This is a genomic window from Pseudomonas mangrovi (assembly GCF_003052585.1).
Lineage (GTDB): Bacteria > Pseudomonadota > Gammaproteobacteria > Pseudomonadales > Pseudomonadaceae > Aquipseudomonas > Aquipseudomonas mangrovi.
Genome location: NZ_QASN01000013.1, coordinates 106,252 through 132,360 on the forward strand (window position 1 = coordinate 106,252; position 26,109 = coordinate 132,360).

Sequence of the window (26,109 nt, forward strand, 5' to 3'; positions counted from 1 at the left end):
GCTGGTAACCCGATGCGTCGACAGCCTTGGCGGCGGCCCGTCCTGCATCTCTTGGCCGCGCCCGACAGCCCGTCACAGGCGGCAGATCGTGGCAGCCGACTGCGACATCCTCGCGGCGAAAGCAGTGCTGATCGGTGTACCGCCCCCTTGAAGCGGCAGCGGCATCTCACTCCGCGGTGGTCATTTCCCAGCTGCCTCCACCCGTCTCGCAGTCGATCTTCGGCTGGCCGCCGTCAAGTGCACGGTAGTGATAGGTGATCAGCTTCGCGTCTCCGGGCAGCTGCGGCGCGCTGAACGGCTGCTCGGTCTTGCGCCCGGCGGCGGCCGGATTGGCCAGCGACGACTGGGTCAACTCGGCCACGCAGCGTCCGAAGTGGCCCTCCGGGCATTGCTTCATTTCCTGGCGCTGAGTGTTCTGAATGTCCTTGTCGGTGGTGCAGGACCAGTCGAGCGCGTCACTCTCAACACCTTCGGCTTCGTGGCAGTACTCCTCGCGGACACCCGTGGGGCCAGCCATGGCCGGGTCGACGGTGACGTAGCAGGCCTCGGCGTGGGCCTGCAGCCCCCAGAGCAGTAGCAAGGGAGCGAACAGGGTGGGTCGCAGATGGCGCATGGCAGATTCCTCCAGGTCCCGGCGATAGGCGGGGTAAGGGTGTGACTCGCCAGTCGCCCGCAGAGTTCGGCGCAATCCCGCCAACGGCGCGCCGGCCGTGGCCTGTAGCGAATTCGACCGGCTGCCGAACGGTGTGCAGGAAAGGCTTGGGCTCACCGGGCGGCACGGCTATAATCCCCGGGCTTCACGCGCCCGGCTCTGTCCGGACGTGCCCGCCACCCGCTCGAGGGGCGCTGCAGCAGGACCGTACATCCGATTGGAATCTCGCCCCGATAGCGGCGGCGAATTCGATCCGCTGACGAACCTGTCAGGCTCGAACGGGGCGTTAACCATACGCATCAACGGCGCCCATTCGCAGACAACGAATGGAGAGCTTTTCATGAGCGCCGCTTTCAACGATTTCAAGGTCGCCGACATTTCCCTGGCCGACTGGGGCCGTCGCGAGATCATCATCGCCGAGTCCGAAATGCCGGCCCTGATGGGCCTGCGCAGCAAGTATGCCGCCGAGCAGCCGCTCAAGGGCGCGAAGATCATCGGTTGCATCCACATGACCATCCAGACCGCGGTGCTGATCGAGACGCTGATCGCCCTCGGTGCCGAAGTGCGCTGGTCGAGCTGCAACATCTTCTCCACTCAGGATCAGGCCGCAGCGGCCATCGCCGCCGCCGGCACCCCGGTGTTCGCCTGGAAGGGCGAGACCGAAGAGGAGTACGAGTGGTGCATCGAGCAGACCATCCTCAAGGACGGTCAGCCGTGGGACGCCAACATGATCCTCGACGACGGCGGTGATCTGACCCAGATCATCCACGAGCGCTACCCGGCGATGCTCGAACGCATCCACGGCGTCACCGAGGAGACCACCACCGGCGTACACCGCCTGCTCGACATGCTCAAGGCCGGCACCCTGAAGATCCCGGCGATCAACGTCAACGACTCGGTGACCAAGAGCAAGAACGACAACAAGTACGGCTGCCGTCACAGCCTCAACGACGCCATCAAGCGCGGCGTCGACCACCTGTTGTCGGGCAAGCAGGCGCTGGTCATCGGTTACGGTGACGTGGGCAAGGGCTCGGCCCAGTCGCTGCGTCAGGAAGGCATGATCGTCAAGGTCTCGGAAGTCGATCCGATCTGCGCCATGCAGGCCTGCATGGACGGTTTCGAAGTCGTCTCGCCGTTCAAGGACGGCATCAATGACGGCAGCGAGGGCTGCGTCGACGCGCAGCTGCTGGGCAAGATCGATCTGATCGTCACCACCACCGGCAACGTCAACGTCTGCGACGCCAACATGCTCAAGGCGCTGAAGAAGCGCGCGGTGGTGTGCAACATCGGTCACTTCGACAACGAGATCGACACCGCCTTCATGCGCAAGAACTGGGCCTGGGAAGAGGTCAAGCCGCAGGTGCACAAGATCCACCGCACCGGTGCGGGCAGCTTCGACCCGCACAACGACGACTACCTGATCCTGCTGGCCGAAGGTCGCCTGGTTAACCTGGGCAACGCCACCGGCCACCCGAGCCGGATCATGGACGGCTCCTTCGCCAACCAGGTACTGGCGCAGATCTTCCTCTACGGCCAGAAGTTCGCCGATCTGCCGGCGGTGGAGAAGGCTACCCGCCTGACCGTCGAAGTGCTGCCGAAGAAGCTCGACGAGGAAGTTGCCCTGGAAATGGTGAAAGGCTTTGGTGGCGTGGTCACCCGACTGACGCCGAAACAGGCCGAGTACATCGGCGTGACCGTGGAAGGCCCGTTCAAGCCCGACGCCTACCGCTACTGATGCGTAGGGTGGACAAGCCCTTGGCTTGTCCACCGCCGACTTTCCCGAATGGTGGATGGAAAGACGTCATCCACCCTACGTCTCCAAGGCTAGAACCCTATGAGCCAAGAACGCCGTTACAGCTTCGAGTTCTTCCCCACCAAGACCGATGCCGGCCATGAAAAACTGCTGGTGGTGGCGCGTCAGCTGGCGGGCTACCAACCGGACTTCTTCTCCTGCACCTACGGTGCCGGTGGCTCCACCCGTGATCGCACGCTGAATACCGTGCTGCAGCTCGATGGCGAAGTGAAGGTACCGACCGCACCACACCTGTCCTGCGTCGGCGACAGCAAGGCGGAACTGCGCCAGTTGCTGTCCACCTATCGCGAGAACGGCATCCGCCGCATCGTCGCCCTGCGTGGCGACCTGCCCTCCGGCATGGGCCAGGCCCATGGCGAGCTGCGCTATGCCAACGACCTGGTCGAGTTCATTCGTCAGGAGAGTGGCGATCATTTCCACATAGAGGTCGCCGCCTACCCGGAAATGCACCCGCAGGCGCGCAACTTCGAAGACGATCTGCAGAACTTCGCGCGCAAATGCCGCGCTGGTGCCGACAGCGCCATCACCCAGTACTTCTTCAGCGCCGACTGCTACTTCTACTTCGTCGAGCGCGCGCAGAAGCTGGGCCTGGACCTGCCGATCACCCCGGGGATCATGCCGATCACCAACTACAGCAAGCTGGCGCGCTTCTCCGACGCCTGCGGGGCGGAAATTCCGCGCTGGATCCGCAAGCAGCTGGAAGCCTATGGCGATGACATCGCGAGCATCCAGGCATTCGGCGAGGAAGTGGTCACGCGCATGTGCGAACGCCTGCTCGACGGCGGCGCACCAGGGCTGCACTTCTACACCCTGAACCAGGCCGAACCGAGCCTGGCGATCTGGAACAACCTCAAGCTGCCACGCTGAGGACTGCCACGAAAAAACACCGGGCCCAGTGCCCGGTTTTCGCTTGTTCGATTTGTTCAAGGAGGAACCGATGCGCAGCTCATTTCCGAAGCTCCCCTCGCTGGCCACAACCCTTCTGCTCTGCCTGGCCGGCTCAGCCAGTGCCAGCTCGGACTTTGGCTGCAGCAGCCAGTGGAAGCTCGATGCCGAGCAACCCAGTCTCTGCAACAACTGGCCCTTCCTCAGCCCGGCCAACGACAGCCGGGTCAACATCCGTCTGCTGCTGGACGTCGTCACGGAGCTGCCGCTCAGCGAGAAGCTGGCGCAGGGCGATGAACCGCTCGCCCCGCTCGTACCGTTCGACCTCTATGCGCTGCACGCCGCTGAGGCAGAGACAGCGGCACCAAGGGACCATGCAGCGGAGCTCGACGCTCTGCTCGCCCCCCTGGATCTGAACACCGGCGATCTCGCGCTGCAGGTCTTTGCCGAAGACGAAGGCACCCGCTGCCGCAGCAACGACCTGCCCAGCGCCAACGCCTTCATCGCCGCCATGGCGCAGGATGGCCTGCCGCTGGATGCGCGCCGTATCCTCGCCCGCCAGCGCATGAGTTTGCTGCTCACCTGCGGACCGGGCGAGGGCAGCGCCCTGGAAACCGCCGAGCTGGCCGAGGCGCCAGAGGCGGCGCCTTTCCTGCGCTATCTGAAGGCAGCCGAGGCCTTCTATCAGGGCGAGCTGGCCGAGGCTACAGACGGCTTCGCCAGCCTGCATGACAGTCCGCAGCCATGGCTGCGCGAAACGTCGCGCTATCTGAGCGGCCGCGTCCTGCTCAACGTCGCGCAGGAAGGCGCACTCGACGAATACGGCTACCTGGAACCGCAACAGGTCGACGCCAGTAGTGCCGACGCCGCCATCGAAGCGCTGCAGGCCTATCTGATCGAATATCCCGAGGGGCAGTATTTCGCTTCTGCCCGCGGCCTGCTGCGCAAGCTGCATTGGCTCAAGCGCGACCACCAGGCGCTGGCGGCCGAGTTCGTCTGGCAATGGCAGCAACCTGCGCAGCGGCGCAACCGCAGCTTCCGCCAACTGATCGACGAGTTCGACGACAAGCTGCTGTTCAGCATTCCCTCCGACCAGGCGCAGGACCCGCTGCTGCTCGGCGTACTCGACCTGATGGCGCTGCGCCGGCCCTGGGACGAACGTGAACGGCTGCCACGCGAGCGCTTCGAGCAGCAGAAGCGCTTCTTCATGGAGCAGCCCGGGCTCTATCGCTACCTCGACGCTGCGCGCCAGCTGTATGGCGAACAGGATCCGGCAGCCGCCCTGAAGATTCTCCCGGCACGGCCGCAGAGCGGGCCGCTCGGCACCCTGGCATTCAGCGAGCAGACCTTGCGCGGCCTGGCGCTGGAGCGCCTGGGCCAGCGCGAGCAGGCGCGCGAGCACTGGCGCGCCCTGCTCGATCTGAGTCGCGATGGATTGCAGCGCGAACAGAGCCAGCTCGCCCTGGCGATGAATCTCGAACGCAGCGAGCGTCTGGCCGAGGTCTTCGCCGCCGATTCGCCGATCGACTCGCAACCGATTCGCCTGCAGCTGCTGCGCTACGTCGCGGGTCCCGCCCTGCTGCGCGAGGAACTGCGGCGCAGCGGCGGAAAGGCCCGCGAAGCCTTGCTCTACGCGCTGCTGTACAAGGATCTGCTGCGCGGTCACTACGCCGACTTCGTCAGCGACAGCGCCGCGTTCGGCCCCCTGCCGGCCGACTCGTCACTCGCGGTGTTCGCCTGGAGCGGCGATACCCGCGGCGCCTACAGCTGTCCCGACCTGCAGCAGCTGGCGAAGCAGCTGGCCGCGGAGCCCGAGGATGCCGGCGCGCGCCTGTGCCTGGGTGACTGGGTGCGCACCAACGATCTGCGCTACAGCCCGCTGGCCGAGCGCCCGGCAGGCGATGAACTGGGCGGCAGCGCCGAGCTGTTCCCCGGCCAGGGCTTCTCGCGCCTGCAGGCCTATCAGGCAGTGATCGCCAGCCCCGATGCGGCCGCGCAGGATCGTGCCTACGCGCTCTATCGTGCGGTCTACTGCTTCGCCCCCGGCGGCAACAACGACTGCGACGCCCAGGAGGTCGCCCCGGAGCAGCGCAAGGAATGGTTCCACCAACTCAAGCGCGAATATCCGCAGAGCCACTGGGCACAGTCGCTGAAGTACTACTGGTGAACGCGTGAAGCGCCTGGCCTGGCTGCTGCTGATGGTCCCCTGGGGCCTCTGTGCGGCACCAGTGGACGCCGGCGACCACCAGGCCTTCTGGCTCTGGGCCGGGGTCAAGCCGCAGCCCGTACTGACGCAGGCGCACACGCTCTACCTGCTGCAGGGGCAGATCGATCCGCACGGCATCGAAGGACGCGGCCGGCTGCACGCCCAGGGCCCGGCGGCCGGGCCGCTGCGAGCCGAACTCTGGCTGGTCTATCGCGCGCACACCCTGGACTGGCCGGATGAGATCGTTCCGCAGCTGCTGGCGCGGGTCGAACGCTGGCGGCGGCATGGCAACCAGGTGCGCGGCATCCAGATCGACTTCGATGTCGGCACCCGGCATCTGGCGCGCTATGCAGGCTTTCTCGAACAGCTGCGCCAACGCCTGCCGGCGGATTGCGGCCTGAGCATCACCGGCCTGCTCGACTGGGGCAGCAATGGCGACCCGCTGGTGCTCAACCGGATGGGCGAGACGCTCGACGAGGTGGTGGTGCAGACCTATCAGGGCCGCCACAGCATCCCCGATCAGCAGCGCTATCTGCCGCGGGTTGCCCAGTTGCGCCTGCCGTTTCGCATCGGCCTGGTCCAGGGCGGCCAATGGCAGGCGCCGAAGGAGCTGGAATCCAGCCCCTGGTTTCGCGGCTACGTGGTCTTCCTGCTCAACCCCTGACCCTGCCCGAGCGACGCGACAGCAGCCTTTTGCGCCGGCATTGATCTTTTTCCAGGCGCAGCGGTCGAAGCACGGGCCAGGAGCCGCAGGGGCCTCGCAGCGTTCGGTGACCGCAATCAAGCTTTATGTCAACGGGACGGTGCGCTGCCGATTCGCTCTGTTATACTCCGGGCTCTTTCCGCCAGGCCTACGCCCGGATGCTCGGCATTCCATCGCCCAGCAGGACCGGACGGGACCCCTCCCCAGCGAGGTGTTCAGGCCAGGCTAGTTCCCATCGGGCTCAGCCCCACATCAAGACAGGATTACACATGTCCTTTGCTTCCCTCGGTCTCTCCGAGGCTCTGGTCCGTGCCGTCGAAGCCGCCGGCTACACCCAGCCCACACCCGTGCAACAGCGGGCCATTCCCGCCGTGTTGCAAGGCCGCGATCTGATGGTCGCCGCCCAGACAGGAACAGGCAAAACCGGCGGCTTCGCCCTGCCGATCCTGGAACGACTCTTTCCCCAGGGGCATCCCGACCGTGAACAGCGCCACGGCCCGAAACAGCCGCGCGTACTGGTCCTGACCCCGACCCGCGAACTCGCCGCCCAGGTGCATGACAGCTTCAAGCTGTATGCCCGCGACCTCAAGTTCGTCAGCGCCTGCATCTTCGGCGGTGTCGGCATGAACCCGCAGGTCCAGGCGATGGCCAAGGGCGTCGACGTGCTGGTTGCCTGCCCCGGTCGCCTGCTCGACCTGGTTGGCCAGGGCAGCGTGGTGCTGTCCCACGTCGAGATCCTGGTGCTCGATGAAGCCGACCGCATGCTCGACATGGGCTTCATCCACGACGTCAAGAAGGTCCTCGCGCGCCTGCCGAGCAAACGCCAGAACCTGCTGTTCTCCGCGACTTTCTCGCGGGACATCACCGAACTGGCCGGCAAGCTGCTGCACAACCCGGAGCGCATCGAGGTCACGCCGCCGAACACCACGGTCGAGCGTATCGAGCAGCGCGTGTTCCGCCTGCCGTCCAGCCACAAGCGCGCCCTGCTCGCCCACCTGATCACCCAGGGTGCCTGGGAGCAGGTGCTGGTGTTCACCCGCACCAAGCACGGCGCCAACCGGCTCGCCGAATACCTCGACAAGCACGGCCTCAGCGCGGTCGCGATTCATGGCAACAAGAGCCAGAACGCACGCACCAAGGCCCTGGCCGACTTCAAGGCCGGCAGCGTGCGCGTCCTGGTTGCCACCGACATCGCCGCCCGCGGCCTGGACATCGATCAGTTGCCCCACGTGGTCAACTTCGAACTGCCCAACGTCGAGGAGGACTATGTTCACCGCATCGGTCGTACCGGCCGTGCCGGACGCAGTGGCGAGGCGATCTCGCTGGTCGCACCCGACGAAGAGAAGCTGCTGCGCAACATCGAGCGCATGACCCGCCAGGACATTCCCGACGGTGATCTGATGGGTTTCGATGCCAGCACCGTCGAGGCCGAACGCCCCGAAGTGCGCGAGCCGCAGAAACCGCGCGGCCCGCGCGGTGGTGGCAAGCCGGAAGGCGAACGCCATGGCGGCGGACGCAAGGACAAGGGCCAGGACAGTGGCAAGCGCAAGCCGCAGGGCCAGTCCTCGGGCGGCGGCCGGCAGAAGCCGACCCGCGCCGCGCGCAGTGACAGCCCGGTCGCAGCCGTGCCGCCACTCCCTCCAGACCGCGCGCCGGACGAGTTCCTCGACGACGAGATCGACAATTTCGGCAACCGTGCCGACTACGTCAGCCCCAACCAGAACAAGCAGCAGAATCGCGGTCGCCGTCCTGGCGCACCGACTGCCGCGGGAGCTGGTGGCGCGCCACGTCCGCAAGGCCAGCGTCCCGCCGGCCAGGGCCAGGGCCAGGCCAAGCCCGGCAAGCGCCGTGGTGGTGGCGGCGGCCAGGGCAAGCCACGCAGTGGTCGCGGCGGCAGCGAGCGTGTGCTCACCGCCAACGACGCACCGCGGCGTGACTCGGTGATGCCGCAGCGTTCCGAGCGCCAGCCGGTCATCATCCACAAGGGCGAACGCCTGCCGACCGCCGAGCAGCTCGATTCGCTCGAGCGCAAGCCGCGTGGCGAAAAGCCTGCGCTGCTGAGCCGCAACCGCGACGCCTGACGGCTGAAGCGTGCGTGGAGCATGATCTGCTCGTGCTCCACCTAGCGCCGAACCGGCCGACCTTGCGATCGCGGGTGCCGTTGTCGGGCCTCGCCTTGCTCGGCGCCAACCTACGCCGCGTCACCTGCCGCTGGAAACGAAAAAGCCCCGCACAGCCTGAGCTGGCGGGGCTTTTTTTGCCCTGCGTTACTGACGCACGCCTTCGATCGAGAGGATCAGTTCGACTTCCTGGGAAGCCGGGCCGAGATCCTTCTGGATATCGAAGTCCTTCAGCTTGAGCGTGGTCGAACCTTCGAAACCGGCGCGATAGCCGCCCCACGGATCCTTGCCTTCGCCCAGCAGCTTGGCCTGGATCACCACCGGCTTGGTCACACCGTTGAGGGTCAGGTTGCCGGTGATATCGGCGGTGCCTTCCCCGGTCGACTTGACCGAGGTGGACTCGAAGGTCGCGGTCGGATGCTTGCTGACGTTGAGGAAGTCGGAACCGCGCAGGTGCTTGTCGCGCTCGGCGTGGTTGGAGTCGACGCTGGTGGTGTTGATGGTCACGTTGACCTTGCTCGCCTCCGGCTTGGCGGCATCGAAACTGAAGCTGCCGTCGAAGTCCTTGAAGGTGCCGTATAGCCAGCTGTAGCCCAGGTGGCTGATCTTGAAGTTGATGAAGGCGTGCTGGCCCGGCTTGTCGATGGCGTAGTCGGCGGCGATGGCCTGGCCGGCGAACAGCGCGCCACCCAGGGCGAGTGCAGCGAGGGTTTTCTTCAGCATCGTTGAGCTCCTTTTTCGGTATCAGTCGGAATCACGGCCGAACATGCGCAACAGCGTCGCATCACGGTCGATGAAGTGGTGTTTGAGCGCCGCCAGCGCATGAATGCCGGCAAAGATCACCAGCGTCCAGGCGAGGTATTCGTGAACCAGCCCGGCAATGTCTTCCTGGCTCGGCAGGCCGCTGACCAGGGCCGGCACCTGGAACAGACCGAAAACATCGATGGCGCGGCCGTCGGCGGTGGAGATCAGATAGCCGGAGATCATCAGCACGAACAGCCCCAGGTAGAGAAAGGCGTGTCCGGCATGCGAGGCCAGGCGGGTCCAGCGGCCGTGACTGGCGAGCGCGGCGGGCGCCGGGCTGTACAGGCGCCAGAGCAGACGCAGCAGCATGACCATGAACAGCAGGATGCCGATGCCCTTGTGCAGATCCGGCGCGGTGCGATACCAGCTGCTGTAGTAGTCCAGCCCGACCATCCAGTAACCGAGCCCGAACAGGCCGAATACTGCCAATGCCACCAGCCAGTGCAGCAGGATGCTTAGAACACCATAGCGGGAGGGAGTGTTGCGCCATTGCATGGTCGGGTACTTCCGGGGGAGGACGTGGATGCGAGTGAGCAAGATTAACGGTTAAATCATCGAATTAAAGCGGAAAATTTCGCTGCGAAATATCGGGAAATACGATCAGTCAGTCCGCACACCTCGACGCGCCTGCACGGCAAGCGCTACGGCCCGGCGACAGCTGGCGATGGCGCGGACCTTCCTATCGCACAGGACGGATTTGGAGCCGTCGATACCCGGGGCCGGTGAGCCCCCTCTTGGAGGGTCGCCTGGATGGAATCGCCGAGAGGGGATCGCTAGGGCTGCCCAGACGGGGTCGCCCAGACGAGGTTGCCCAGACAGAGTCGCCCCGCCAGGAACACGGCTGCGCACAGATCCGAGGGCCCGGGTCGGGGCAGTACTTTTGCAGAGGCATCCCGCGGCTACCGCAGATCGATCTGCTAGGCTTGGCGCCCCCTCGGAAATGTGGAAAGCGAGCCATGAGCCATAACGACGCCTGGATGCAACGCGACCTCGCGGTCCTCTGGCACCCCTGCACGCAGATGAAGGATCACGAGCGCCTGCCGCTGATCCCGATCCGTCGCGGCGAGGGCGTCTGGCTGGAGGATTTCGACGGCAAGCGCTATCTGGACGCGGTCAGTTCCTGGTGGGTCAATGTCTTCGGCCATGCCAATCCGCGCATCAGCAACCGCATCCGCGAACAGCTCGACAGCCTCGAACACGTGATGCTGGCCGGCTTCACCCATGCGCCAGTGGTGGAGCTTTCCGAGCGTCTGGTACGCATCACCCCGCCGGGGCTGGATCGGGTGTTCTATGCCGACAACGGCTCGTCCGGCATCGAGGTGGCGCTGAAGATGAGCCACCACTACTGGATCAACACCGGCCAGCCGGCGAAGAAGCGCTTCATCACCCTGAGCAACAGTTACCACGGCGAAACGGTCGCGGCCATGTCGGTCGGCGACGTGCCGCTGTTCACCGACACCTACAAGGCGCTGCTGCTCGACACCCTCAAGGTACCCAGCCCCGACTGCTACCTGCGCCCGGAGGGCATGGGCTGGGAAGAGCACTCGCGCAACATGTTCGCGCACATGGAGCAGTGCCTCGCCGAGCATCATCGCGAGGTTGCCGCGGTGATCGTCGAGCCGCTAATCCAGGGCGCCGGCGGCATGCGCATGTACCACCCGATCTACCTGACGCTGCTGCGCGAGGCCTGCGATCGCTACGGTGTGCACCTGATCGTCGACGAGATCGCGGTAGGCTTCGGCCGCACCGGGACGATGTTCGCCTGCGAGCAGGCCGGCATCACCCCCGACTTCATGGTGCTGTCCAAGGCGCTTACCGGCGGCTACCTGCCGATGGCTGCGGTGCTCACCACCGACACCGTCTACCAGGCCTTCTACGACGACTACGCCACCCTGCGCGCCTTCCTCCACTCGCACACCTACACCGGCAACCCGCTGGCCTGCGCCGCCGCCCTGGCGACCCTGGACATTTTCGAGCAGGACGACGTGATCGAGGCGAACAAGGCGCTGTCCGCCCGCATGGCCAGCGCCACCGCCCACCTGGTCGACCATCCGCATGTCGCCGAAGTGCGCCAGACCGGCATGGCCCTGGCCATCGAGATGGTCGCCGACAAGGCCGGCAAGCTCGCCTACCCCTGGCAGGAACGCCGCGGCCTGCGCGTCTACCAGCACGCCATGCAGCGCGGCGCGCTGCTGCGCCCACTGGGCAACGTGGTGTACTTCCTGCCGCCCTACGTGATCACCGGAGAGCAGATCGACTTCCTCGCCGAGGTGGCCAGCGAAGGGATTGATATCGCCACCCGGGACAGCCTGAGCGTGGCGGTCAGCGACCTTTATCCCGGTTTCCGCGATCCGGGGTAGACGTTTCCCTCTCCGCCGCCAGAGGGTGTCGAAGGTGGGTAAGGGGTGTGTCGGCGTGCAGGGTCTCCATCCGTAGGGTGGATGACGCCTTGTTCATCCACCGGGATTGTCTGGTGGATGGACAGAGCGCCATCCACCCTACGATCGAGGCCAGCCGGCCGCAAGACAACTGCGGGGCGCCGGCGCCGGGTGGTGCGCACTCGACGCCAAACGACCAATCCCGTCTCTCGAGTTAAAGCGCGGACTTCGGCTACGGCGCTCGGTGCTTTAAGCTTGCCGCCTCCCACTTACCGCCTGCAGCCGTCCCCATGCGCCTATCCCGTTTCTTCATCGATGCCCCTCTCGCCCTCGGCTCGCAGGAGCTGCCCGAAGCCCAGGCCCACTACATCGGTCGTGTGCTGCGGCATGCGGTGGGTGATGCGGTGCAGCTGTTCGACGGCAGCGGCGAAGAGTTTCTCGGCGAGCTGACCGAGGTCGGCAAGAAGACGGTGCGGGTCGAGCTGCGCGAGCAATTCGCCGGGCAGGCAGAGTCGCCGCTGCGCATCCATCTGGGCCAAGGGCTGTCGCGTGGCGAACGGATGGACTGGGCGATCCAGAAGGCGGTCGAACTAGGCGTGGCCGAGATCACCCCCATCGTCAGCGAGCGCTGCGAAGTGCGCCTCAAAGACGAGCGCGCCGACAAGCGCCTGGCGCACTGGCGTCAGGTAGCGATCAGCGCCTGCGAACAGTGCGGGCGTTCGACGTTGCCGGCGATCCACGCACCACTGAGCCTGGCCGACTGGCTGGCGCTGGTCGACGCCGATCTCAAGCTGGTCCTGCATCCGGTCGCCGAACCGCTGACCAGCCATGCCCGACCGCAGACGCTGGCCTTTCTGATCGGCCCGGAGGGCGGCCTGAGCGACGCCGAGGTCGGGCAGGCGACAGCCCAGGCCTTCCAGGCCGCACGCCTCGGCCCGCGCGTATTGCGCACCGAGACCGCGCCGGTGGTGGCGCTGAGTGTGGCGCAACAGTTGTGGGGCGATTTCTAGCCTGCCGGACACACGCACGATGTGCTGCGCCCTACGGGGGGCCACGCACTGTCGTAGGGTGGATTAGCCGTGAAGCGGCGCAATGCGCTGCGCTTATTGCACCCTACGGGTCCACGCGCTGTCGTAGGGTGGATTAGCCGTGAAGCGGCGTAATCCACCGTGGCAACTCGGAGCAAGGGAAGGCCCCGGTGCCCACCAGCTGCTAGGCAGCGCCCTGCGCCACGGGCAACAACGCCGCGCGAAACTGCAGGTAGTCGTCGGCTACACGCTCGGGGCACTCCAGCATCGGCAGGTGGCCGACCCCAGGCAGGCGGATCAGTTGCGAGTTCGGCAACAGCCGACCCAGCACTTCCGCCGCCGCCACCGGGATGATGCGATCCTCCTCACCCCAGACGATCAATGCTGGCGTCGCAAGTCCGCGCACGCGGTCTTCCACCGAGTCGCTGGTCAACACATCGAAGATCTGTTGCTCCAGCGCCGCGTTGGCGATACGCGGCGCCGCCAGTACTCGCACCAATGCACGCGGTAGCGCGGGCGGCTGGCGCATCGAGCGCGCCAGCAGCGCATGGTAGTCGGCCGCACTCCTGACCAGCAGCGGATTGCCACCCTCGCGCCCCGCCAGCTCCCATGCCTCGCCACTGGGCGCGCTCCAGAGTCCGGCGCTGTTGAGCAGCCAGAGGCTGCGCACGCGCTGCGGATGACGGGCAGCGAAGACCAGTGCGATCTGCCCACCCATGGAATTGCCGCCCAGATGCAGCGACTCGACCCCGAGCGCGACGAGCAGTTGCTCGAGGCGCTCGGCCTGGGCCTCGCAACCGTAGTCGGCGGCGTGCGGCTTGGCCGACTCGCCGAAACCGATATGGTCGGGAATGATGACCCGGTAGTGACGGGTGAGGTGGGCGGCAACGCGGCAGAAGTTGTCCTTGTTGGCGCCGAAGCCGTGCAACAGCATCAACGCCTCGCCACTGCCGCCTTCGAGATAGACGTAGTGGCTGCCATCGTCGAGCAACTGCTCACGGCGCACCAGGCCGGCGCTGCGTCGGGCGTCATCCTGCAGACGATTCAATACCCTGCCCGGAGCAAGACTGACGACAAGGTGACGCAGCAAACGAGACATTCCCTTTCCTCGGTGGCGGGTCTACTCAGGCCTGCAGCCGCGCCAGGGCGCTGCGCAGCGGCTCGGGGATGCTCACCGGGCGGTTGCTCGCACGGTCGACGAAGACGTGTACGAAACGGCCGGCGGCGCAGGCCTCCTCGACGCCGTCCTTGAACACCGCCAGCTCGTACTGCACCGAGCTGTTGCCCAGCTTGCCGACGCGCAGGCCGATCTCGATGCGGTCGGGGAAGGCGATGGAGGCGAAGTAGTCGCAGGCCGAGCTGACCACGAAGCCGACGACGTTGCCGTCATGGATATCAAGGCCGCCCTGTTCGATCAGGTAGGTGTTCACCGCGCTGTCGAAGTAGCTGTAGTAGGTGACGTTGTTGACGTGACCGTAGAGATCGTTGTCGTGCCAGCGCGTGGTGATCGGCTGCAGGTACTTGTAGTCGCTGCGCAGCGGCTGCGGATGATTGGGCATGCGGATTATTCCTTCGGATTGAAAAGACCCCTCGCAAGGAGGGGTCGACTGCATCAATAAGCGGCCTGGTAGATGGCCAGGGCGTCGGCCTCGCTGACCTCGCGCGGGTTGTTGACCAGCAGGCGCTGCTGCAGCATCGCGTCCTTGGCCAGTTGCGGCAGCATCTCTTCCGGCACGCCGGCGTCGCGCAGGCGGGTCGGCAGGCCGCTGCGGGCGCTGAAGGCTTCCAGCTCGGCGATCAGCTGCTCGGTCAGGCTGTCGTCGCTGCCCGGCACCAGCTTGTCGCCCAGCACCAGCGGCGCCAGTTCGGCGTACAGGTGCGCGGCCTTGGGCGCGTTGAAACGCAGCACCTGGCTCAGCACCAGCGCGTTGGACAGGCCATGCGGAATGTGGAAATGCCCACCCAGCGGATAGGCCAGCGCGTGTACCGCGGCCACCGGCGAGTTGGCGAAGGCCTGGCCGGCCAGGCAGGCGCCGAGCAGCATGGCCTGGCGCGCCTCGCGGTTGCGACCGTCCTTGACCACGGTGTCGAGGTTGGCACAGAGCAGGCGCAGCGCCTCGCGACCGAGCAGGTCGGACATCGGGTTCTTCTTGTGCGCGCTGGTGTAGGACTCGATGGCGTGGACCATGGCATCGATGCCGGTGGCTGCGGTCACAGCCGGCGGCAGGCCGAGGGTCAGGTCGGCGTCGAGCAGGGCCACGTCCGGCAGCAGCAGCGGCGAAACCACGCCCATCTTGGTGGTTTCACCGGTGGTGATGATGGAAATCTGGGTGACCTCCGAGCCGGTGCCGGCGGTGGTCGGCACCTGGATCAGCGGCAGGCGCTGGCCCTTGGCATTGCCCACGCCGTAGATGTCCTTGAGCGACTGGGCGCACTGCGGATGCGCCAGCAGCGCCACCAGCTTGGCCACATCCATCGAGCTGCCACCGCCGAAGCCGACCAGCAGGTCTGCACCGGCGGCCTTGGCCTGACCGACGGCGTCGAGCACGACCGCCTCCGGCGGATCGGCGACGACCTGATCAAACACCGTGACCTTGAGGCCCTCGGTGGCGAAGCCCGGCAGCACGCCGTCGAGCATCTTCAGCTTGGTGATGCCCGGGTCGGTAACGATCATCACCGAACTGGCGCCGCGCTCGCGGCACAGGGTGGCCAGGCGGCTCGCGGCGCCGGACTCGCAGATGATCTGAGCGGTGGTGGCAAAGATGAACGGTTGCATGGTGGCGCCCTCGAATTAGCGCAGCAGGCCAAACCTGCCGCCACTCTCGCCGATGGCGAGAGTCTTGGTTATCCCCAGGATGGGTGAAGCGCCCCATCCAGAGCTCGCGCCGGGACTCGTGCGATCCCACGCGGGTGAGTCGCCCCACCCGCCCGGCACTTTTCCTTAGAACGCGAAGTCGGCTTCCGGCAGCGCCATCAGGCAGTCCGCACCACCCAGCAGGGCCTCGCGGTGGCTGCTGGCGCGCACCAGGATGCGCTTGACGTAGAACTCCGCGCTGCGCAGCTTGGCCTGGTAGAACCCGGTCTCGCCGCTGCCGGCGTCGAGTGCGTCCTGCGCCTTGGCCGCGGCCTGCAGCCAGAAGGCGGCGATCAGCACGTAGGAGCTGTACTGCAGGTAGTCGACCGATACCGCGCCGATTTCCTGCGGGTCACGCGCCGCGGCAGCCAGTACTTGGGCCGTCAGCTCGCGCCATTCGTTCAAGCGCGCGCGGATCGGCTCGACCAGGCCGGCCAGCTCGGCACGCCCGGCCAGCGCTTCGCTCTGCGCCAGCAGTTCGGCCTGCAGCGCGGCCATCTCGGCACCGCCGTCGCCCATCAGCTTGCGGCGGATCAGATCCAGCGCCTGGATGCCGTTGGTGCCTTCGTACAGCTGGGTGATGCGCGAATCACGCATCAGCTGCTCCATGCCCCACTCGCGGATGAAGCCGTGGCCGCCGTAGCACTGCACGCCGAGGCTGGCGACTTCCTGACCTAGATCGGTGAAGAACGATTTGACGATCGGGATCAGCAGCGCAGCGCGCTTGGCCGCCGCCTTGCGTGCGGCTTCGTCCGGATGACCGTGCTCCAGGTCCAGCTGCACCGCGCAGTAGGCGCCGAGCATGCGCGCGCCTTCGACCAGGGTCTTCTGGGTCAGCAGCATGCGCCGCACGTCCGGGTGGACGATGATCGGGTCCGCCGCTTTTTCCGGGTTGGCCGGGCCGGTCAGCGCACGCGACTGCAGGCGCTCGCGGGCGTAGCTCAGCGCGCCCTGGAAGGCCTGTTCGGCGATGCCCAGACCCTGCAGACCGACCTGGAAGCGCGCGTCGTTCATCATGGTGAACATGCACGCCAGACCCTGATTCGGGCCGCCGATCAGCCAGCCGGTGGCGCCGTCGAAGTTCATCACGCAGGTGGACGCGCCCTTGATGCCCATCTTGTGTTCGATGGCACCGCAGGACAGTGCATTGCGCGCACCGGGGTTGCCATTGGCGTCCGGCAGCAGCTTGGGCACCAGCAGCAGGCTGATGCCCTTCACCCCGGCCGGGGCGTCGGGCAGACGGGCCAGCACCAGATGAACGATGTTCTCGCTCATGTCGTGCTCGCCGCCGGAGATGAAGATCTTGTTGCCGGTGACCTTGTAGCTACCGTCGGCCTGCGGCTCGGCCTTGGTGCGCAGCAGCGCCAGGTCGGTACCGGCCTGCGGCTCGGTCAGGCACATGGTGCCGCTCCAGCTGCCGCTGACCATCTTCGCCAGATAGGCGTTCTTCAGTTCCTCGCTGCCGTGCTTGTACAGGGCCAGTACGGCACCGTCGGTGAGGCCGGAGTAGACGCGGAACGCCAGGTTGGCGCCCATCAGCATTTCCTGGAACTGCGCCGCCACCAGCTGCGGGAAGCCCTGGCCGCCGAAATCGATCGGGCCGGCCATGCTCGCCCAGCCGTTGTCGACGTACTGCTGATAGGCCTCTTTGAAGCCCTTGGGCGTGGTGACTTCACCATTTTCCAGGGTGCAGCCTTCCTCGTCGCCATTGCGATTGAGCGGCGCCACCACTTCACCGGCGTACTTGGCGGCTTCTTCCAGCACGCCGTCGATCAGCTCGCGATCCAGACCGTTGCCGAGCAGCTCGCAGTGGCCGGCCACGTCGAACAGCTCGTGCAGCACGAAGCGCATGTCACGCAGGGGAGCTTTGTATTCCATATCAGACCTCCTTCTTGGCGTCGGCGAAGCTGCGGCCACTGGCGGCCAGACGCTCGATCAGTGCGGACGGCTGCCAGTGCGCGCCCTGGGTTTCAGTCAGATATTGCAGACGCTCGAGGACGTGCTTGGCGCCCTGGGTATCGGCCCAGGCCATCGGGCCGCCCTTGTCGGCAGGGAAGCCGTAACCGTTGAGATAGACCAGATCGACGTCACGAGCCGACTCGGCAATGCCTTCGTCGAGAATCTTCGCGCCTTCGTTGACCAGCGCCAGCAGGCAGCGCTCGAGGATTTCCTCGGCACCGATTTCGCGGCGGTTGAAACCGAGCTTCTCCGACTCGCGCTGTACCAGCGCGTCCACTTCCGGGTCATGCTGGGCCTGGCGGCTGCCGGCCTCGTAGAGGTAGTAGCCCTTGCCGCTCTTCTGGCCGAAACGCTCCAGCTCGCAGAGGCGGTTGTCGACCTGCACGGTCGGCTCGTCCTGGCCCTTGCCGGCCAGCTCGCGGGAGCGCCACTCCAGGTCGATGCCGACCACGTCGTACATGCGGAACGGGCCCATGGCGAAGCCGAAACCCTGCAGCGCGGCGTCGACCTGATGCGGGAAGGCACCCTCGAGCAGCATGCTGCGGGCTTCATAGACGTAGGTCTTGAGCATGCGGTTGCCGATGAAGCCCGGGCAGTTGCCGGACACCACGCTGACCTTGCCCATGCGCTTGCCCAGCTCCAGCGAGGCATCGAGCACCGCGCGCGAGGTCTTGGCGCCGCGGACGATCTCCAGCAGCTTCATGATGTGTGCCGGGCTGAAGAAGTGCAGGCCGAGGACCTGCTCCTGGCGGCCGGTGACGGCGGCGATGGCATCGATGTCCAGGGCCGAGGTGTTGCTGGCGAGGATCGCCGAGGGCTTCAGCAGTGCGTCCAGCTCGCGGAAGATCTTCTGCTTGAGCTCGAGGTTCTCGTAGACCGCCTCGATCACCAAGTCGACGTCCTTGACCGCGGCGTAGTCCGGCGCCGTGCTGACGCGGGCCTTGCGCGCTTCGGCCTCGGCTTCGTCGATGCGGCCCTGGCGCACGCTGTGGGCGTAGGTGTCAGCCACGTACTGCACGGCGGCCTGGAGCATTTCCGGACTGGCGTCCAGCCACTTGACCTGCACGCCGGCGTTGGCCAGGCAGATCACGATGCCGCGGCCCATGGTGCCGGCGCCGATGACGGCGGCGCTCTGGATGTCGAAGGTGTTCTGGGTCATTGCTCGCTCCTGAAGACGGGATTGCAAAACGCCACACACCATAAGTAAGCGAGAACTATTTTTGAAATTTAGTCTTGTGATACTTAGTATTCGACAGATGAATATCTCCAACTTCGATCTCAACCTGCTCCGGGTACTCGACGCGCTGCTGCGCGAACGCAACGTCTCGCGCGCCGCGGAGCGTCTTTCGCTCAGCCAGCCCGCAGTGAGCAACGCCCTGAGCCGACTTCGTGAGCTGCTCGACGACCCGCTGCTGGTGCGCGTCGGCCGGACCATGCAACCCACGCCGCGCGCCCTGGCGCTGGAGAACCCGATTCGCACGGCGCTGCAGCAGATCGTCCACAGCCTCGGCGCCGGCGAGACCTTCGATCCGGCGCGCAGCCGCCTGCGTTTCTCGATCGCGGTGACCGACTACGTCGAACTGGTGTGCATGCCGGCCCTGCTGCGCCGGCTTGCCGAGCGCGCGCCGGGGATCGTCATCGATATCCAGCACCTGACCCCGACCCTGCCAGTGGAGGCGATGGACAAGGGCGAGATCGATCTGGTGCTGGGGCGCTTTCTCGAGGTACCCACGCGCTTCCACGCGCGGCGCTGGGCCACCGAGACGCTCAAGGTCGCGCTACGCCGCAAGCACCCGTTGCTGCGCGACGGCCTCGATCTGCAGCGCTTCCTGCAGTTACGCCACCTCTGGGTGCATGGTGGCCAGACCAAGGGCATGGTCGACCAATGGCTCGGCGCCAACGGCCTCAGCCGGCACATCGTCTACACCACACCGAACTACCTGCAGGCCGCACACATCGTCGCGGGCAGCGACCTGGCTGCGGTGCTGCCGACCCAGTTGGCGCGTCACTTCGCCGGGCTGCTGCCGATCGACCTCTACGACCTGCCGTTCGACCTGGGGCCTTTCTACCTGGATATCGTCAGCTCCGCCCAGCGCGAGCGCGACACCGCACTGCAATGGCTGATCGCCCAGATCATCGCGGTCGGCAGCCAGGCGTGAAATCCGTCCGGCTGCCACTGGCACTGGCGCCAGCGGCGGTTTAGGCTGCCCGCCGACGCACTGGCAAACGGCCGCCAGCGCCGCCCCCTCGAACATGAACATTCAGGACGAATGACAATAATGAACTGCCCACACTGCGGGACACTTGTCCCGAACGATGCGCGCTTCTGCCCCGGCTGCGGCCAGGCAGCGGTGCCTGCCACGGTCGCGTCCGCCGGCCCTGCCGCGCCCACCCTGTCGCGCGAAACACTTCTGCTGGCAGCGATCGGCGCCAACCCGCACGCCTATCTGGAGAACTTCCTGGCGCGCGAACAGGGCCTCAAGGGTTCGCTCGGCTGGCACTGGCCCGCCTTCTTCGCGACCTTCTGCTGGATGCTCTATCGCAAAATGTACGGCCTGGCCTGCGGCTACCTGGCGCTGGCCCTGATTCTCGGCTACATCGTCGCACCGGTGCTGCTGGCGATTGGCGGCGTCGGCGGCACTATCGCCGGGCTGCTCGTCTACGCCGCCCTCTTCGTCCTGCCGGCGCTCTACGCCAGCGCGCTCTACCATCGCCAGTGCCGCAAGAACATCGCCTTCGCCCAGCGCTTCCAACCGGACCTGCAGCGCCAGCTTGAACAGATCCAGCGCAACGGCGGCACCAGTGCCGCCGGCTACGTGGTACCCATCGTGCTGGCTGGTGGCGGCGTGCCGGTCATCGGCATCCTCGCCGCCATCGCCATTCCCGCCTATCAGGACTACCTGACCCGCTCGCGCCTGCAAATGCTCTACCAGCAGGCGGATCAGGCCAGTCGTGCCGTCGGCGACTACTACCGTCAGTACGACCGGCTGCCGGCTTCCTTCGCCGACACAGGCTTCGAGCCCAGCCCCCTGCGCGAGGTGCACAGCGAAATCACCCTGCAGACGGACGGCGTGATCGATGCGCGCATCATCGAGCGGAACCGCGATGACCGCGCATTCCAGCTGCGTCCGACGCTCGACGCCGAGGGCCAGATCGTCTGGACCTGCAGCAGTAACGAAGTGCCCGACAAGCATCTGCCCGTAGCCTGTCGATCGCAGCGATGAACCAGAGCGTAGGGCGCGATAAGCGCAGCGCATTGCGCCCTACGCTGGGTCGGCAACGGTTCGTCTCGACGTCCGCTCCGGGCGCACCGTCTGCGACGGATTTCGCCGCGGGCGGCTAATCCGCCCTACTGGCGACGCTGCTCACGGAAACGAAAAAGCCGCCCAAGGGCGGCTTTTTCATACCTGCAGTTGCGGCTTAGAGCAGCGGGCCGGCATTGCGGATGGCGTCGGAGACGTCGAACTTCTTGAAGTTCTCGATGAACTTGGCCGCCAGTTCCTTGGCCGCTTCGTCGTAGGCGTTCTGGTCGGCCCAGGTGTTGCGCGGGTTGAGCAGGACGCTGTCGACACCCTCGACGGCCTTGGGCACGTCCAGGTTGATGATCGGCAGATGCTCGGTCTCGGCACCGGCCAGGGCGCCGGTCTGGATCGCCGCGATCACCGCACGGGTGGTGGGGATGTTGAAGCGCTTGCCGACGCCGTAGCCACCACCGGTCCAGCCGGTGTTGACCAGGTACACGCGCGAACCGAAGCCCTGGATGCGCTTGATCAGCAGCTCGGCGTACTCGCCAGCCGGACGCGGGAAGAAAGGCGCGCCGAAGCAGGTGGAGAAGGTCGACTTGATACCGCCGCCGCTGCCCATCTCGGTGGAACCGACCAGCGCGGTGTAGCCGGAGAGGAAGTGGTAGGCCGCCTGCTCGTTGTTGAGGATCGACACCGGCGGCAGTACGCCGGTCAGGTCGCAGGTCAGGAAGATCACTGCGTTCGGTTCGCCACCCAGATTCTTCTCGCTGCGCTTCTCGATCAGCTCCAGCGGATAGGCCGCGCGGCTGTTCTGGGTCAGGCTGTCATCGGCGTAGTTCGGTACGCGGTTCTCGTCGAGGACGACGTTCTCCAGCACCGCGCCAAACTGGATGGCCTTCCAGATCACCGGCTCGTTCTTCTCGGACAGATCGATGCACTTGGCGTAGCAGCCACCCTCGATGTTGAACACCACGCCGACGCCCCAGCCGTGCTCGTCATCGCCGATCAGGTAGCGGCTCGGATCGGCGGAAAGAGTGGTCTTGCCAGTGCCGGACAAGCCGAAGAACAGGGTCACATCGCCCTCTTCGCCAATGTTGGCAGCGCAGTGCATCGGCAGCACGTCGACTTCCGGCAGCAGGAAGTTCTGCACGCTGAACATGGCCTTCTTCATTTCACCGGCGTAGCGCATGCCGGCGATCAGCACCTTCTTCTGGGCGAAGTTGATGATCACGCAACCGTCGGAGTTGGTGCCGTCACGCTCGGGCACACACTCGAAGTTGGCGACGTTGAGTACCTGCCACTCACCCTTGGAGGCCGGGTTGTAGACCTCCGGATTGATGAACAGGCAGCGGCCGAAAAGGTTCTGCCAGGCGGTCTGGGTAGTCATCTTGACCGGCAGGTAGTGCGCCTCGGCGGAACCCACATGAACGTAGGAAACGAAGTGGTCCTGGCCCTTGTTGAAGGCTTCGACCCGCGCCCAGAGGGCATCGAACTTGTCGGACGGGAACGGACGGTTGATGCTGCCCCAGGCGATCTTGGCCTCGGTGCTCGGCTCCTGAACGATGTAACGATCCGCCGGGGAACGGCCGGTGCGATGGCCGGTGCGGACGACAAGCGAGCCGTTGGCGGCCAGCTCGCCTTCACCGCGACGGACGGCCTCCTCGATCAGCTGTGCGGGACTGATATCGGTATAAACGGCTGGATTTGCTTGCGTCATGTGGGTCCCCGTCGGCCAGAGGCCATGTCTACAAAAAGGCTGTAGTAAAGAGCCAGGCTCCACTACATATGAAAAAAAGTGCGCGGGATTATGCCTGAAAGCTCATCCCGCGTGGAGCCCCAATCGAGACTGCCTGTCATTTAACTGCTCACCACCTGCCCGAGCGCCCCGAAACTACCGAGCCAGAGGCTCTGAAGCGAAACGGCAAGGTCTCAGTGGCGGGTATCCGACGGCCTTCGACTGCCGCCACCATGAAATAGTTGCGTGACATCGGCGGCATCGAAGCGATAACGCTCGTTGCAGAACTGGCAATCGATCACGACCTCACCACCCTGCTCTTCGATCAATTTCAGTGCATCCTCTTCGCCGAGGCTGACCATCGCTCCAGCCGAACGCTCCCGCGAGCAGCTGCAGCGGAACACCAGCGGCTGCGGCTCGAACAATCGCACCACCTCCTGGTGGTACAGGCGATGCAGTAGGGTTTCGTTGTCCAGGCCCATCTGCTCCTCGGCGGTGAGGCTGTCCGCCAGCACCGTCATGTGCTGCCAGCTGGCGGCACGCTCTTCAGGCTCCTTGAGACGATCGGGCGGCAGCTGCTGCAGAAGCAAGCCGCGTGCCGTACGTCCATCGGCATGCAGCCAGAAGCGCGTCGGCAACTGCTCGGAAGTGGCGAAATAGGAGGACAGGCATGCGCTCAGATTGACCCCGTCCAGCGCAACGATGCCCTGATAGCGCTGGCCCTGCGCCGGATCCACCGTGACCGCCAGCGCACCATCGGGCATCAGCTCGGCGAGGCTGCCGCCGCTGCCGATCTGCTCGGCGTGATAGCGGGCGATCCCGCGCAGCTCGCGATTGCTCGAGCATTCGACCATCAGCAGCGGGATCGCCCCCGACGAGCGCGCCTGCAGCACCAGCAGACCCTCGAACTTCAGGGTTCCGACCAGCAGGGCGGCGGCGGCGAGCATTTCGCCCAGCAGCTCGGCCACCGGTTCGGGATAGCTGTGCTTGGCCAGGACATGCGCGTAACTGTCCCGCAGGCAAACCATCTCGCCACGGATATCGGTGTCATCGAAAAGGAAGCGCTGGCTATTGTCGTAGGCGTTCATGGCAGACCGTAGATCAGGGTTGGATGACAAACGCATGAACGGCGACTATAAAAGCGCGCCAACGCTCGCACACAGGGAACGCAATTCTATGGACAAAGATCTTCGCCTCCAAGCGGCCTGGCGTTGGCCAGCCCTGATCGGCCTCAATCTGCTCGCCATACTCCTGATCAGCAGTTGGCTGAGCCCTGCGACCCGCCCGATCTGGGACAGCGCCAACCTGTGGGTCTTCCAGGCGCTCAACGGCAGCCTGGGGCACAACCTGCTGTGGGACAGCCTGTGGGCGCTCGCCAGTATCCGGGTGTTCGACATCCTGGTCGGTGCGCTGATGCTGTGCATGACCATCCACACCGGCTGGGTCTTCGGCAACCGTGAGGTGCGCCCGGCCTTGCTGCATTTTCTGTCCCTGCTGGTGCTGCTGCTGGTGGCGCGGGTGATCTTCAACAAGCTGGTCAACCATTTCGACTGGCAGCACGCCAGTCCCTCCGTGCAGCTGGCGGGCGCCGTGCACCTGAGCGACCAGTTCCCACTACTCGAGCAGATCTTCGAGCTCAAGGACCGTTCCAGCCGCAGCTTTCCGGGTGATCACGCCTCGGTACTGTTGCTCTGGGGTCTGTTCATGGCGATGTTCGCCCGCGGCTGGAAGCTCGCGGTGAGCATGACGGTAGTAGTGCTGTGCTGCCTGCCACGCCTGATCGCAGGCGCCCACTGGCTGGTGGACGTGGCTGTCGGCGGCCTGATGCTGGCACTGCTGGCCTTTGCCTGGGGTTACTGCACGCCGCTGGCCTCGCGCATGGCTGCGGGCCTCGAATGGTGCCTGCGACCGCTGCTGCCGACCCTGGCGCGCCTGCCGCTACTCGGCCGCTGGGCGGTACTGCAGAGGTAGAAGGGAGGCCGGCGCTAGTCCTGCCAGCCGCCACGGAAGGTTTGCAGATCGCGGCGCTGCTTCTTGCTTGGCTTGCCGTCGGTCTGCAGACCCAGCGCACCCGCTTTGCGCATTGCCACCGCCTGCTCACGCCGCGCCAGACTCTCGGCGGTTTCCGCGTAGAGCAGCTGCGCCTCGGGCGCGCCGCGACGCACCTCGCTCAGCGCCAGCACCCGCACGGTACGCTCGTCGAACCCGGCACGAATCACGTACTCGTCGCCGATGCGCGGCTCCTTGCCCGGCTTGCAGCGCTCGCCCCGGCACTGCACCTTGCCGCCCTCGATCGCCGCCTTGGCCAGGGCGCGGGTCTTGAAAAAGCGCGCCGCCCACAGCCATTTGTCCAGGCGGATCTTTTCTTCTGCGTCGTTTCTCACTCGTCGCTCAGCTCCATACCCATTGCCGTAGCCGTGCCCTCAACCAGCAGTTGCACGGCTCCTTGCGCGATCGCGGCAGCTCGCGCAACTCCTCGCGGTAGGGCAGATCGTTCGGGGTTCTGATTGCCCAGACCAAGCCGACGCGCTGCAACCCCTTGAGCACCCACCAGCCCGGATCCCACTCTCCGTCGCGTAGCCCGAGGCGCGCCGAGCCCGGGTAGGCGTGGTGATTGTTGTGCCAGCACTCGCCCATAGTCAGCAAGGCGGTGAAGGGCACGTTGTAGCCCTGCACGCTGGCGCCGTCCACATGCAGGTGCATCTGGCCATGCCGGTGGGCGAAATGGCCGATCAGCCAGTGACCGAAAACGCCGGCGGTGACGCGCGCGCAAACACCCCAGAACACCCAGGCCCAGCCGCCGAGAGCGAAGAACAACAGAGCCCACGGCAGCTGCTGAAGCATCCAGGTGCGTTGCAGGAAGCGGTACAGCGGATCGTTCTCGATCCGCGCCTCCACCCTGATCGTCGGCGGACTCGCCAACCGCAGCTCGCAGTGCAACTGCCACCAGGCATCGACCAGCGGCGCACGGCGATGGCCGAAGAAATCATGGCAACGCGCCTGGCGCTGCGCGTAGTCACGCAGGTCATGGGTGCGCAGCAGTCCGAGCGGGCCGGACAGACCGACCAGTACACCGCAGTAGACGAGGAAGTATTCCAGCCACTTGGGACACTGGTAGCTGTCGTGGATCAGTTTGCGATGCATCCCCAGCGAGTGCCCCAGCAACAGCACCATCACGGTGGACACCACGAACAGGGCCAGCGCCGACCATGAGAAGGTCAGCGTACCGCCGACCACTGCGCCCAGCGCCATCGCGCTGAACCAGAGCGAGCGCAGCGGCTCCCAGCGCACCTCGCCGTCGACGACGTTGCTGCCAAGTTCAACGCGATGGGACTTCAGACTTTCCGGTAGCACTTCCATATGTCACCTCCCCGACCGGCGGGTTGTTCAGGATTTCTTTTCCGGGCTTTCCAGCACTTCGCGCTTCAGCTTGCTGCCGGTGGGGCAGACCTCGAAGGCATAGCCAAGCAGGGTGTTGAGCAGGCTTTCCGGATTCAGGCGATAGCGCACGAACTGCCCGTGCCGCTCGCCGATCACAAGTCCGGCAGCGGTCAGCACCGACAGATGCCGCGAGATCGCCGGAGCGCTCATCTCGAAACGTCCGGCAATTTCGCCCGCGGTCAGCTCCTGCGCCGAGAGGTAGGCGAGTATCTGGCGACGAGGCGTGGAGGCGAGGGCTTCGAAGACACGGTCAGCGGGCACGGCGGAGCTACCATTTAACTAATTA

The 26,109-nt window shown here is 65.7% G+C and carries 23 protein-coding genes and 1 riboswitch; of the genes, 10 read left to right on the forward strand and 13 right to left on the reverse strand.

The annotated features are described in order from the left end of the window. Positions 1 to 166 precede the first annotated feature (166 nt). Positions 167 to 613 carry a hypothetical protein gene (locus DBO85_RS07000; protein ID WP_108106548.1) on the reverse strand — a complete coding sequence of 149 codons (447 nt, stop codon included), beginning with the start codon at positions 611 to 613 and terminating at the stop codon, positions 167 to 169. Between the two features lie 219 nt (positions 614 to 832). Next, positions 833 to 970: riboswitch (S-adenosyl-L-homocysteine riboswitch) on the forward strand. 22 nt (positions 971 to 992) lie between these two features. On the opposite strand from DBO85_RS07000, the gene ahcY reads away from it, so the two are divergent. The 5 genes from ahcY to DBO85_RS07025 all read left to right on the forward strand — a co-directional run bounded on the left by ahcY (position 993) and on the right by DBO85_RS07025 (position 8,340). After that, the gene (ahcY, locus tag DBO85_RS07005; RefSeq protein ID WP_108106549.1) at positions 993 to 2,387 is read left to right on the forward strand and encodes an adenosylhomocysteinase; all 1,395 of its coding nucleotides are present in this window, start codon (positions 993 to 995) and stop codon (positions 2,385 to 2,387) included. 99 nt (positions 2,388 to 2,486) lie between these two features. Continuing rightward, positions 2,487 to 3,332, forward strand: coding sequence for a methylenetetrahydrofolate reductase [NAD(P)H] (gene metF / locus DBO85_RS07010; protein WP_108106550.1), 846 nt, complete (start codon positions 2,487 to 2,489; stop codon positions 3,330 to 3,332). A 70-nt stretch (positions 3,333 to 3,402) separates the two neighbouring features. Then, positions 3,403 to 5,517 carry a hypothetical protein gene (locus DBO85_RS07015; RefSeq protein ID WP_108106551.1) on the forward strand — a complete coding sequence of 705 codons (2,115 nt, stop codon included), beginning with the start codon at positions 3,403 to 3,405 and terminating at the stop codon, positions 5,515 to 5,517. Between the two features lie 31 nt (positions 5,518 to 5,548). Then, the gene (locus DBO85_RS07020) at positions 5,549 to 6,220 is read left to right on the forward strand and encodes a DUF3142 domain-containing protein (RefSeq protein ID WP_108106631.1); all 672 of its coding nucleotides are present in this window, start codon (positions 5,549 to 5,551) and stop codon (positions 6,218 to 6,220) included. A 308-nt stretch (positions 6,221 to 6,528) separates the two neighbouring features. Continuing rightward, entirely contained in the window at positions 6,529 to 8,340 is a 1,812-nt protein-coding gene (locus DBO85_RS07025) for a DEAD/DEAH box helicase (RefSeq protein ID WP_108106552.1), read from the forward strand. Between the two features lie 186 nt (positions 8,341 to 8,526). Here the strand turns inward: DBO85_RS07025 and DBO85_RS07030 are convergent, their stop codons facing one another. Both DBO85_RS07030 and DBO85_RS07035 read right to left on the reverse strand, forming a co-directional pair. After that, positions 8,527 to 9,102 carry a YceI family protein gene (locus tag DBO85_RS07030; RefSeq protein ID WP_108106553.1) on the reverse strand — a complete coding sequence of 192 codons (576 nt, stop codon included), beginning with the start codon at positions 9,100 to 9,102 and terminating at the stop codon, positions 8,527 to 8,529. 21 nt (positions 9,103 to 9,123) lie between these two features. Further along, on the reverse strand, positions 9,124 to 9,678 hold the full coding sequence (locus DBO85_RS07035; RefSeq protein ID WP_108106554.1) for a cytochrome b: 555 nt from the start codon (positions 9,676 to 9,678) through the stop codon (positions 9,124 to 9,126). Positions 9,679 to 10,139: 461 nt separating this feature from the next. Between DBO85_RS07035 and DBO85_RS07040 the strand changes: the two genes are divergently transcribed. Continuing rightward, positions 10,140 to 11,543: an adenosylmethionine--8-amino-7-oxononanoate transaminase gene (locus DBO85_RS07040; protein ID WP_108106555.1), complete on the forward strand. Its 1,404-nt coding sequence runs from the start codon at positions 10,140 to 10,142 to the stop codon at positions 11,541 to 11,543. 308 nt (positions 11,544 to 11,851) lie between these two features. After that, entirely contained in the window at positions 11,852 to 12,571 is a 720-nt protein-coding gene (locus DBO85_RS07045; RefSeq protein WP_108106556.1) for a 16S rRNA (uracil(1498)-N(3))-methyltransferase, read from the forward strand. Positions 12,572 to 12,773: 202 nt separating this feature from the next. Here the strand turns inward: DBO85_RS07045 and DBO85_RS07050 are convergent, their stop codons facing one another. The 5 genes from DBO85_RS07050 to DBO85_RS07070 all read right to left on the reverse strand — a co-directional run bounded on the left by DBO85_RS07050 (position 12,774) and on the right by DBO85_RS07070 (position 18,561). Next, on the reverse strand, positions 12,774 to 13,688 hold the full coding sequence (locus DBO85_RS07050; protein WP_108106557.1) for an alpha/beta fold hydrolase: 915 nt from the start codon (positions 13,686 to 13,688) through the stop codon (positions 12,774 to 12,776). Positions 13,689 to 13,713: 25 nt separating this feature from the next. Continuing rightward, a complete protein-coding gene (locus DBO85_RS07055; RefSeq protein WP_108106558.1) occupies positions 13,714 to 14,148 on the reverse strand; it encodes an acyl-CoA thioesterase in 435 nt (144 codons plus the stop codon). Between the two features lie 53 nt (positions 14,149 to 14,201). Next, on the reverse strand, positions 14,202 to 15,365 hold the full coding sequence (locus DBO85_RS07060) for an iron-containing alcohol dehydrogenase (protein ID WP_108106559.1): 1,164 nt from the start codon (positions 15,363 to 15,365) through the stop codon (positions 14,202 to 14,204). A gap of 165 nt (positions 15,366 to 15,530) precedes the next feature. Then, entirely contained in the window at positions 15,531 to 17,321 is a 1,791-nt protein-coding gene (locus DBO85_RS07065) for an acyl-CoA dehydrogenase C-terminal domain-containing protein (RefSeq protein WP_108106560.1), read from the reverse strand. Position 17,322: 1 nt separating this feature from the next. Next, positions 17,323 to 18,561 (reverse strand): 3-hydroxyacyl-CoA dehydrogenase, encoded by a 1,239-nt coding sequence (locus tag DBO85_RS07070; RefSeq protein WP_108106561.1) that lies wholly within the window; start codon positions 18,559 to 18,561, stop codon positions 17,323 to 17,325. A 97-nt stretch (positions 18,562 to 18,658) separates the two neighbouring features. Here DBO85_RS07070 and DBO85_RS07075 point away from each other — a divergent pair, with 97 nt between their 5' ends. Further along, entirely contained in the window at positions 18,659 to 19,561 is a 903-nt protein-coding gene (locus tag DBO85_RS07075; RefSeq protein WP_108106562.1) for a LysR family transcriptional regulator, read from the forward strand. A 120-nt stretch (positions 19,562 to 19,681) separates the two neighbouring features. Next, complete coding sequence (locus tag DBO85_RS07080; protein ID WP_158268882.1) at positions 19,682 to 20,626, forward strand: pilin; 945 nt, start codon at positions 19,682 to 19,684, stop codon at positions 20,624 to 20,626. Between the two features lie 196 nt (positions 20,627 to 20,822). Here the strand turns inward: DBO85_RS07080 and DBO85_RS07085 are convergent, their stop codons facing one another. Continuing rightward, positions 20,823 to 22,364 (reverse strand): phosphoenolpyruvate carboxykinase, encoded by a 1,542-nt coding sequence (locus DBO85_RS07085; RefSeq protein ID WP_108106564.1) that lies wholly within the window; start codon positions 22,362 to 22,364, stop codon positions 20,823 to 20,825. Between the two features lie 212 nt (positions 22,365 to 22,576). Continuing rightward, on the reverse strand, positions 22,577 to 23,470 hold the full coding sequence (gene hslO, locus DBO85_RS07090) for an Hsp33 family molecular chaperone HslO (protein WP_108106565.1): 894 nt from the start codon (positions 23,468 to 23,470) through the stop codon (positions 22,577 to 22,579). 88 nt (positions 23,471 to 23,558) lie between these two features. Between hslO and DBO85_RS07095 the strand changes: the two genes are divergently transcribed. Further along, complete coding sequence (locus tag DBO85_RS07095) at positions 23,559 to 24,353, forward strand: phosphatase PAP2 family protein (RefSeq protein WP_108106566.1); 795 nt, start codon at positions 23,559 to 23,561, stop codon at positions 24,351 to 24,353. Between the two features lie 14 nt (positions 24,354 to 24,367). Here the strand turns inward: DBO85_RS07095 and DBO85_RS07100 are convergent, their stop codons facing one another. From DBO85_RS07100 to DBO85_RS07110, 3 genes are read right to left on the reverse strand one after another with little or no spacing between them, the layout of a single operon-like run. Beyond that, the gene (locus DBO85_RS07100; protein WP_108106567.1) at positions 24,368 to 24,766 is read right to left on the reverse strand and encodes an RNA-binding S4 domain-containing protein; all 399 of its coding nucleotides are present in this window, start codon (positions 24,764 to 24,766) and stop codon (positions 24,368 to 24,370) included. Between the two features lie 7 nt (positions 24,767 to 24,773). After that, the gene (locus DBO85_RS07105; protein WP_108106568.1) at positions 24,774 to 25,742 is read right to left on the reverse strand and encodes an acyl-CoA desaturase; all 969 of its coding nucleotides are present in this window, start codon (positions 25,740 to 25,742) and stop codon (positions 24,774 to 24,776) included. A 27-nt stretch (positions 25,743 to 25,769) separates the two neighbouring features. Next, positions 25,770 to 26,084, reverse strand: coding sequence for a metalloregulator ArsR/SmtB family transcription factor (locus DBO85_RS07110; protein ID WP_108106569.1), 315 nt, complete (start codon positions 26,082 to 26,084; stop codon positions 25,770 to 25,772). Between the last annotated feature and the right edge of the window lie 25 nt (positions 26,085 to 26,109).